6 protein-coding genes are annotated in these 9,875 nt (G+C 40.2%); 2 read left to right on the top strand and 4 right to left on the bottom strand.

Annotated elements, in window-relative coordinates; translation table 11 throughout:
- Nucleotides 1–404 precede the first annotated feature (404 nt).
- Genes H5162_RS14810 through H5162_RS14795 form a run of 4 tightly spaced genes read right to left on the bottom strand, consistent with a single transcriptional unit; the run spans nt 405 to nt 6,895 of the window.
- Nucleotides 405–2,807 (bottom strand): GNAT family N-acetyltransferase, encoded by a 2,403-nt coding sequence (locus H5162_RS14810; protein ID WP_182778867.1) that lies wholly within the window; start codon nt 2,805–2,807, stop codon nt 405–407.
- Nucleotides 2,807–4,003, bottom strand: a complete 1,197-nt coding sequence (locus tag H5162_RS14805) for an MFS transporter (RefSeq protein WP_145241671.1) — start codon at nt 4,001–4,003, stop codon at nt 2,807–2,809. The genes H5162_RS14810 and H5162_RS14805 overlap by 1 nt, the downstream gene beginning before the upstream one ends.
- Entirely contained in the window at nt 4,000–5,316 is a 1,317-nt protein-coding gene (locus H5162_RS14800) for a lysine N(6)-hydroxylase/L-ornithine N(5)-oxygenase family protein (RefSeq protein WP_182778865.1), read from the bottom strand. The genes H5162_RS14805 and H5162_RS14800 overlap by 4 nt, the downstream gene beginning before the upstream one ends.
- The gene (locus tag H5162_RS14795) at nt 5,309–6,895 is read right to left on the bottom strand and encodes an aspartate aminotransferase family protein (protein ID WP_259398257.1); all 1,587 of its coding nucleotides are present in this window, start codon (nt 6,893–6,895) and stop codon (nt 5,309–5,311) included. Before H5162_RS14795 ends, H5162_RS14800 begins: the two co-directional genes overlap by 8 nt.
- Before the next feature lie 129 nt (nt 6,896–7,024).
- On the opposite strand from H5162_RS14795, the gene H5162_RS14790 reads away from it, so the two are divergent.
- Together H5162_RS14790 and H5162_RS14785 are read left to right on the top strand one after the other, a co-directional pair.
- A complete protein-coding gene (locus H5162_RS14790; RefSeq protein WP_182778871.1) occupies nt 7,025–9,112 on the top strand; it encodes a TonB-dependent siderophore receptor in 2,088 nt (695 codons plus the stop codon).
- 15 nt (nt 9,113–9,127) lie between these two features.
- On the top strand, nt 9,128–9,871 hold the full coding sequence (locus H5162_RS14785; protein ID WP_182778863.1) for a siderophore ferric iron reductase: 744 nt from the start codon (nt 9,128–9,130) through the stop codon (nt 9,869–9,871).
- The last annotated feature ends 4 nt before the right edge of the window (nt 9,872–9,875 follow it).

Below are 9,875 nucleotides of genomic sequence, written 5' to 3'. Positions count from 1 at the left end.
CTGTACGAGTGCCCACACAGATGATTGCTTTATATTGTTAAAGAACGTTGCGGTTAAAGTTAAACTTTATCTCGCTAGGGCTGCGCATATTACGCTTTCCTATTTTTTTGTCAACACTTAATTTTTAGTTTCTTTTAAAAAGATTTCAAAGCTAAGTTTTACTCGACTTACTTACCGTTTGTTCAGCGCTTTTCATTGCTGCCTGCCGGGTCAGTGGATGCGCATTATAGGGATATTCTTGAGGCCGTCAACGCTTTATTTCAGTTTTATTAAATTAATTAACCATTTGCTCAAAAGGCATACAAACAAGGCGTTACAGCGTTATTTTCGCTTAAATTTTCAGCTATGAGAGCAACCAAGCTGCGCATACAGACCTGATCCATCTCATAGCTAAATAGCAATTATTAAACTGTTGCACTGTTATCTTTTTTAATTGGATTAAATGCGGCTATCGGATTGATTAATTTTCCTTCAAATTTAAGATTTTTTGCCGGATCTGCCAAATCTATCATTTGCTGATTATTACTTAACTGTAATCGGTTTAAACACGACAAGGTAAAATCAGCACTAAATAGATCATACTTGATAAACTTATCTTTTAGTTCTGGGTGTGATTGTTGATAGCTAATTACACACTCTGCAACTTGTTGCCAAAAGTCTCGTTCTGAATAGTCGTTTTGCTGTTCAAGGATATCAGCCACGAACCTAAAGAAACAATCAAACACATCTGTAAAAATTGACAACACTTTTAATTCATCGGACACATCCACAGTTAAGCGTTGAATATTATCCGCCAGTACTAAATCTTTATTAAGAATAGCTATCTCCTCGGCAATATCTTTCATTATTGCTTTGGCTGGAATGTTGTTCTCAAGTAACAGGATCAAGTTTTCACCATGAGGCATAAAGACTAAGTCATGGGAGTAGAAACAATGAAGGAGTGGATCTAAGTATGCTTTTAGATATTTAGCAATCCATATATGAGTACCTATCTTGGCTGATTTTATCAAAGCAGGTAATAACGCTTGTCCTTGATTATCTATATGCAGCAGCGACGCCATGGTCATTAAGCGCTGATTACTCTTTATCTTTGGCATTGGGCTTTCACGCCAAAGTGCAGAAAGCATTTTTCGATATGGACTGTATTGATCGGTTGCGGCTTCTAGAGCGTGATTATAATAACCAATTGCTGCAACCTCACGCAGAATTGTAAAACCGGATCCAGCTAAGTACGGATCCTGTGATACTACTTGTGCTACCCAATCGTTAATTGCGGGAGTTGCACTCATATAATAAGGCGATAAACCACGCATGAATCCCATATTCAAAATTGACAGTGCGGTCTTTACATAGCGTTTATGCGGATGTGTTTTATTGAAAAAAGTACGAATAGACTGCTGCGGCTGATATTCATCTTCACTGTATCCTAAGCAAACCAAATGCTGATCAGCAATATCGTTAGAGAATAACGACGCGAGTTTATTAAACCACTGCCAAGGATGAACGGGGAAAAAGAAGTAATCGTCACTATTTACTCCACGCGCTAATAGCTTTTGCTTAAATGACTCTATGGTGTGCGTCGATAGCTCTTGCGTTATGAGTGTTTGATAATCTAAATCATCGGTGGTCGAAAACACCACTCTATCTTTATGCGCACCTAGCCAAACCAGCTGTAAGTGCGCGCCAGTCTCTGGTGCGTATTGGCGATAATCATTGGTATCAAACCCTATTCGACCATTGTTTGCTATAAAGCAAGGATGACCTTCCGTCATCGCACTCTCTACCTGTTGAAAATCCGCAGTGGTGAGCTGCTCAGCAGTCAATGCTGGCAGCTGATGCTTATAAGCACTGCCATATAAAGTACTGGCTATTTCTTCTAAATAAGTAGGCAGCATAGCTTGGCTGATACCTAAACTATGTTGTAACTCACAAATAAAGGCGATTGAATCGAGCTCGGCTACTTGGTTATCTATTTGTTTTTCAATTGAGTCTGCTGCTATATGCCAGTGATTCAAATACCCCAGCTTGGCTTTAAAGCGATAAACAATGGTTTCTTTGTCTGTACTGAGCTCAAAATATTGCCAATCTGAATCTTCATTGGTCAATTGCGGTTTTATCAGCCGCTCATGAGCAAACTCACTCAAAGCTTTGCGAACATGTAACCTATTTACATGCCGCCATAGCTGTGGCGTTAAATGACTGACGGCTTGCTCTGGGCTCAGGGGAATGTGCTTCATAGTATTATCCTTATTTAATGCGTGATAAAAGTTATCACGCGTGCAAAATGCGAGATGTGCGGTTTTATGAGTTAACCTAACCGCAGATTGATAACGAAAGCCGGCTTTAGTATTCAAACAATGAATTTTGTTATTGCGAATATCGGGTTCAACAATAACGCGCTGATTTTTGTCATTAGCAAAAATGAAATTCATCACCAGTTGAAACACCGACCAAGTAAAGCCATGCACCTTGTTATTGCTTTGAGCGATTAGAATATGCATGCCAATATCACCTGCTTTGACGGGGTAATGATTACCTATTTCATCTAATAGAGGGTCATATAACTCAACTAAAAAACACGCGCTATTGTTTGCGTAGCCGATATAAATATCACTATGTGCTAACAGGCTTAGATATTCTTGCTGTAACTGCTCAATGGTAAATTCCTGCATGCCCCAAAACTGCGCATGAGGCTGAGTAACCCACTGGTGAATTAACGCGAGATCTTGTGCTAGGCTAAATGGCCTTAAGCTAAGCTCTGCGATATTAGTAAACTGCTGGCAAAAAACAGCTGCTGTAATGGACATTATTGAGCCCTCGTGGTCGATGCCAGATTGGCGCAAGGAGTATGGCGTCGACTTTGCTTGCTCAGTAGCCATAAACAACAAGCAGATATAGCGAGCCCACCAGCGGCGACCCAAAAAGGTATTACTAAACCAGAGCTTTTAACCAGCAAACCCGCGCAGTAAGAAGCTAAAAGTACACCTAAGCTTTGGCAAAAACTGACTTTACTAAAATCTTCAGCGTACTTGTCTGGCGTACTCACTTGGTAAAGCAGCAGATCAAGACGCACAATAATAATGAATAGCGATAGACCGAACAGGCAGCGTCCTGCGATCACTACTAAGTAAAGAGGGCTGGCTTGTAATGCAACGCCTGTAATGATCAACATAAAGACAACTAATAAGTTGATGGGGTTGCGATTTGTGTGCTGCCGCCAATGATTAAAGCACAGCGCAAGCAATGCCATAAAAGCAGGGATAGAAAACACAACACTCGCTAGGACGATACTGGAGGTGTCGCTAATACTTTGCCAATATGCCGCAAAAAAAGGCCGGATCAAAAAAGCACTAAAGTAAAAGCACAACATAACAATGCCAAGTTGATATACAGGCCAACGACTTGATGAAGTGATTGATGTTTTTGCTACTGGAGGCGACTGATTTTTACTAGGCGCTAATCTTATGAGATAGGCGCACACAAAAACCTGAGTAAAATCGCTTAGAGCCATTATTAAAAATGCGGCTTTGCCAGGAAGAGCCGATAACACAAAGCCACCAGCAAGTGCGCCAAGTATGGCGCCAAAGTGCACCACAACACTAAGCATTGCAATCGTCGCAACGTGATTTTTTTTCGCTTCCAAGCTCATTAAGTATGGATAAACCAGTAAATAGCTGGCTTTAAAAGCAAACATAGCCATGGAGGAAAACCAAAACCAATTTAAGTCGCTAGCAAAAAAGCTACTGACACTAAATACACCCGCAGCAATTTGGCTATAAACCAATAAAGGTAGCACATTAATGTATTTACTAATGAAGGCCCAAATAGGAAAACATACCATGACAACAAAGCAGCTGGCAGCAATGTAAGTGCCAACATAGGCAGGGTCACTTATATTAAATACCGCACTAAAGAAAGTAGGATAAAACGGCAATAACATTGAATCACTGAGCACTGCAAATACCGTTACCGCGATCAACAAAACTTTAAACTGCTTACTCATGCGCGAAACTGCTCTACTTCGTCGCTTAACTCATAATTGGGCGCAGCAAACTCCTGAAAAGCTATTTTACGTTCTATTGGATAATATTCATGTCCGGTGATCGCACGAATAATACAAGAGTTGCGATAACATGCCATGCCTAAATCAGGAGTCACAAAACCATGGGTGTGTTGCTCTGTATTTTGTACAAAAATACGTTGATGCTGCTTGTCTATTGAGTAATTACGAGCAACTTGATAAAGCCCCGCGTCGTCACTATCAATGCAATGACTGATCCCTGCTAAAAAGCTCGGTTGGTAAGACTGATAACCCGTTGCAAAAATAACGCTTTGGGTGTTTAGTGAATAACCTTGCTGCTGTTCAGTTTGCTCTAAGCTAAGTTCAAAACCCTGCTGGTGGCTCAGGTAGGTCATATCAATCAATGCCGAGTTTGTGTGCAAGCTTACTGGCAATTTAGCTGTTAGCCGTTTGCTATAAAGCAAATCAAAAATATTGTTGATCAATTCGCTATTAATACCTTTATAGAGATTATGCTGACGACGATTTAACTGCTGGCGTTTTTGTTCTGGTAATTGATAAAAATAATCAACGTATTCTGGAGAGGTCATTTCTAACGTTAATTTAGTGTATTCGAGCGGGTAAAACCGTGAAGAACGAGTAAGCCAATTTAGTTGATAATTATGCTGCTCAATCTCTTGTAATAAATCATAAAAAATCTCAGCGGCACTTTGCCCGCTACCAATAATGCTGATCGACTGTTTTTGCTGTAATTGACTTTTATTGGCTAAGTAGTTGCTAGAATGAATAACCCCCTCTTGTAACTTAAATGCTTGAGCACATTGAGGATGACGTGGCACTGGCCCGGTGCCTAACACTAAATGTTTAGCTAGATACACTTGCTCTGCTGTTTGTACTATATAAATATCTTCGTCTTGGCTGTACTCAACATGCTGAACCTCTGAATTAAAACGTATATTAGGCAGCTGCTTTGTTGCCCACTGGCAATACTGATTATATTCTTGGCGAAGTAAGAAAAAGTTTTCTCTAATATAAAAAGAATACAGTCGACCTTGCTGCTTTATATAGTTTAAAAAGCTATAAGGGCTAGTTGGGTCAGCAAGCGTTACCAAGTCAGACATAAAGGGGGTTTGTAAACTTACCTCAGGAAGCATCATGCCTGGATGCCAATTAAACTCAGCTTTTTTATCTAAAAAGAGACTGCTGACTCCATCAAGTGGCGCAGTTAAACATGCCAGACTTAAATTAAATGGCCCTAAACCAATACCAATAACATCATAAATGGACTTATCCATAGCTAACTTCCTCCAGTGCAAGACTTAAAGGAGCATGTTCGTTCGCTAAATCACTTGCTAAGTATTGATAACCATATTGCTTTATAAGCCTTACAACTTGCTGGATATCATTGATAGTGGTGGCACAGTTCAGTAAGGTGAACTTTAAATATTGTTTATCTGCTACCTTAGTTGCCGCGATCAACGCCTCACCTTGGCGAGATAACTGTTTACGAATATATTTATTTACGGCGTCCAATTCACTATCTGTAGCACCGCTATCGCCAACAAAACGAAATACCAGTGTACTTAACTGCGGCTGATGAATAATTTCAATATCTGCTTCAGAGGCTAATAACAAATAACCTTGTCGTGCTAAATGCATCACTTGTTCAAATGCTACACCTAAGTTTTGAGCTCCTACCGTACGCAGTGAAAACCACAACTTTAACGCATCAAAACGTCGTGTGGTTTGAATGCTCTTATTGCATAGATCTGGCGTTCCCGCTTGTTGCTGACTTAATGGGTTTAAATATTCGGCATGATAAGTAACAACTGATAGATGTTGCTTATCTTTTACAAAAAAAGCACTGCAGCTAACAGGCTGAAAAAATGACTTATGGTAATCAATAGTGACCGAATCTGCGCATTCAATACCCGCTAACTTGTGTTTATTATTGGGCGTTATTAATAAGCCCCCGCCATAAGCAGCATCAACATGAAGCCACGCACCACAGCGCTTAGCTATTTCAGCTATCTGCGTTAATGGGTCGATACTACCAAAATCAGTTGTTCCAGCTGTTGCAACGATGGCCATAACGATATCGCCTTGTTGCTGACAGTGTTCGATTGACTGATTTAAAGCGGTCATATCCATTCTAAAATATTCATCACACGGAACGCTTACAACAGCATCGTAACCAAGTCCTAAAATTGCGGCGGCTTTTTGAATACTAAAATGGCTAACTTTTGAGGTGAAAATTTTTAGTCGCCTAAAGTCGTGTGGTAAACCTTGCTGTTTATTAGTATGCCCTGCATATAAATGGCACTGAAAATCACGAGCTAACAACATCGCCATCAAATTAGATTGCGTACCACCACTGGTAAATACGCCATCAGCCTGCTCACCAAGCGCCAGTTTTGAGAGTGTCCAATCTACGATACTTTGTTCAATAAAAGTGGCACCACCACTTTGATCCCAGGTCTCTACAGCAGTATTAATCGAAGTAGCGAGCAATTCAGCAAGGATACTTTGATAAACAATCGGACAATTTAAATGCGCGAGATAGCGTGGATTATTAAAATAAACAGCATCTTTAAGATAAAGCTGAGCAACTTCTTCTAGTGCGTCCGGTATATCAAACAGCGGTTGATTAAGGTCAATACCAATAAATTTTTTAGCTAGCTCCTGCGGTAATATTCCGCTAAATGGTTTTTGTTGTGTTGCGATTGTTTGCTCCAACAATTGCATAACCTGCTCAAGACCTATTTTAAAATTATCTATATTTTCCTTATTAAACATTGAATTAAGCATTGAACTTGCTTCATTAGTTGAAGCTTGCTGCTGTGAATCCGCCAGTAACACATTTAACTGAACCATGAGCACGATCACCTTTAATTGAAAACAATTGATAAATCTAAATGAGAATGTATACTAATCGCGTTTCTAATAAAGTGTCAATGGTTTAATTCTAGTAAAATTTAAGGAGTGATTGTGTTAAAAAAATCAATGTTTGGACTATCTGCAATATCATTATGTTTAATGAGTAACTATGGGTTTGCTGCAGAAAAGCCAGCCGCAGACGACATAGAAAGTATTGAAGTATATGGAAAAAGTTATCGTTCAACAGGGACCAAATCGAGTTTGACACCGATTGAATCGCCTATGAGTTTTGAGGTTTACGACAATAAATTACTAGAGTTACGCCAAGTAGATACCGTTAATGAAGCATTGCGCTATGTTTCTGGGATCACACCTGAAAATCGCAGTACAGTAACGATTTTTGACCAATATACGATTCGTGGTTTTGAAAGTTACCGTAATTTTTACGATGGTTTACCGCTGCAATACAACCTAGCTTATAACTTAGCTCCACAAGTAGATGCGTATGCAACACAAAGTGTCGAAATTTTAAAAGGCCCAGCATCGGTTTTATACGGATCGGCACCTCCAGGTGGCATGGTTAACCAAACAGCAAAAACGCCACAAGCATCCTCTGAGCACAATATTAGAGCCCGAATTGGTAGCAATAGCTTGGCTGAATTAGCTTTAGATAGCACAGGCGCTATTACCGACGGCGTTAATTATCGCTTTATTGCACTTGCCCGTAGCCGCGACGGCCAACAGCAAACAACCGAAGAAGAAAGAATCACCATTGCGCCCTCAGTAACTTTTGAGATAAGTGAGCAAACAAGCTTAAACCTTAACTTATATTATCAAGACGATCCTAAAATGGTGCCATCAACGCCATTACCCGCGAAAGGCACACTTTACGAAGCCAGTTACGGTAAGTTAGATGCTGATGCGTATGCTGGCGATGAAAACTGGGCTGAGTTTGCTCGTGAAGTCACTATGATCGGGTATAAATTAAATCATGAATTTTCAGATTCAATTTCGTTTTTGCAAAACTTTCGTTATACCAATGCCGATGCCACGCAACAAAATAGCTATGACTTCGGCTTAGCGGATGCAGATAAAATTTTAACTCGTACTGCCTATAAAACCATTGAAGACGCTGAAGGCTTCGTAATTGATAACCAACTCGCTGTGCAATTTGGTTTAGCGAAGACTAATCATCAGCTATTATTTGGCTTTGAATATCAAACCCTTGATTCTACATTTGACTATGCCGATACTTTTGGTGCAAATACGCCAACACTTGATTTATCAAATCCAGATCACAGCCAGTTTAATGCAGCTACTACAGCCGCTTTAGATAGCTATCGTCAATTTAGCCGTTTAGAGCAATCTCAACGCGGTTTTTATCTTCAAGATGAGATAAAGCTCGATGCGCTGACAGTGATTGCTGGCCTTCGTTATGATAATTACTACAGTGTTACAGATGATACGAAAAGCGGTATATCTAGTAGTCAAGAAATCGATCAAAGCGATACCACTTTTCGTATGGCAGCAATTTATACCTTTGATAATAACATTGCTCCTTATGCCAGTTACTCAGAATCATTCGAGCCCACTTCGGGGGTAGATACCTTAACTGGCAAAGCATTTAAACCAACGACCGCAGAGCAAATTGAAGTCGGGATGAAATATCACAACAATGATGCAACAACTAAAGTAACCGCGGCCTTTTTTGATTTGCGCAAACAAGATGTGGTGGTTAACACTCCAGACTTTATGAAATACACACAAAATGGTGAAGTACAATCGAAGGGTTTTGAGATCAGTGTTTATCAGCAACTCACTGACACTCTTGATGTTACTGTAAATCTAACAGATATGGATGTTGAGGTAATAGATAATCCACAAAACCCGGCATTGGAAGGTAAAACACCAATTTGGGTAGCTGAGCAACAAGCCTCAATGTGGTTAAATTACTTCTTTAACGATGCACTGGAATTTAATGGCGGTGTACGTTATGTCGGTGAAAGTCAGTTAGATGCCTTAAATTCCGATACAGTACCGGGTTATACCTTGCTTGATGCTGCCGCTAGCTATCGTTTTAACGACAGCTATAAAATCGGTTTAGCCGTGAGTAACTTAACAGACAAACGTTATGTGGGTGCTTGTTTTGATATAAATGGCTGTTGGATGGGCGCTGAGCGCAGTGTTGAGCTTAGTTTAAACGCCTCATTTTAAGTATCTAAACTCGTTATGAACGCTGAACAACTCGTCCTTAGTAAGCTGTTAAATCTTGCTAAGGGCTACCACAGTGCTTTAAAAGTACCAGAACAATCAACAGATTGGCTCGATATACAATCCAGTTCATTGCTGATTGCAAGGTTACACCAGTATTGGCAGCAGCAATACCCCGCTGCTGGGCGCAGTTATTGGGCAATCAAAAGCTGGGGAATGCTGTATTGGCAACCTGTCTATTTAGCGCTTATCAGCGTTCATGAACTTAATATGAGCTTTTCTTTGCAAAACTTTAAGCAACACTATCAGCAAGGTGTTATTGCAGGGCTGCAACTATCCACTATAGAAGCGCAGTACCATCAAAACCAGCAACAGGCAGTAACGGATATGGCTGCCCACTTGAAACGCTATGTTGTTAAGTTACTCACAGATTTAAACCTCGTTGCAAGGCTTAATGAGCGTTTGGCGATGTCCTTATTAGCTGACACGCTATTAGCAATACTACTACTTCATGCAAAGCGAAAGCCGCAGTTTAATATTCATGTAATGGCAGCGCACTGGTTGCATGCTCTCGATATCTCAGAGGCGGGGGAGTTTACTATGCTTACAGCTTGCTCAGAATCATTAGCATTAACGCGAAAAACATGTTGTTTGCATTACCAAATAGGTAATGTTGCAAAGTGCGCTAATTGCCCAAAACAACCTCAGCAAATTAAAGTTCAACGGATGCAACAGGAGTTAATAGCAGTATGTTACAGCTAAATAA

It is taken from the genome of Pseudoalteromonas sp. SR41-8 (assembly GCF_014163915.1).
Lineage (GTDB): Bacteria > Pseudomonadota > Gammaproteobacteria > Enterobacterales > Alteromonadaceae > Pseudoalteromonas > Pseudoalteromonas rhizosphaerae.
The sequence above is the reverse complement of the archived record's forward strand: the minus strand, read 5'-3'. Positions and strand labels throughout refer to the sequence as shown.

Excerpts from the sequence above, each read along its gene's own strand:
- H5162_RS14810 (WP_182778867.1), bottom strand. The coding sequence starts at position 2,807 with ATGTCCATTACAGCAGCTGTTTTTTGCCAGCAGTTTACTAATATCGCA.
- H5162_RS14805 (WP_145241671.1), bottom strand. The coding sequence starts at position 4,003 with ATGAGTAAGCAGTTTAAAGTTTTGTTGATCGCGGTAACGGTATTTGCA.
- H5162_RS14800 (WP_182778865.1), bottom strand. The coding sequence starts at position 5,316 with ATGGATAAGTCCATTTATGATGTTATTGGTATTGGTTTAGGGCCATTT.
- H5162_RS14795 (WP_259398257.1), bottom strand. The coding sequence starts at position 6,895 with ATGGTTCAGTTAAATGTGTTACTGGCGGATTCACAGCAGCAAGCTTCA.
- H5162_RS14790 (WP_182778871.1), top strand. The coding sequence starts at position 7,025 with ATGTTTGGACTATCTGCAATATCATTATGTTTAATGAGTAACTATGGG.
- H5162_RS14785 (WP_182778863.1), top strand. The coding sequence starts at position 9,128 with ATGAACGCTGAACAACTCGTCCTTAGTAAGCTGTTAAATCTTGCTAAG.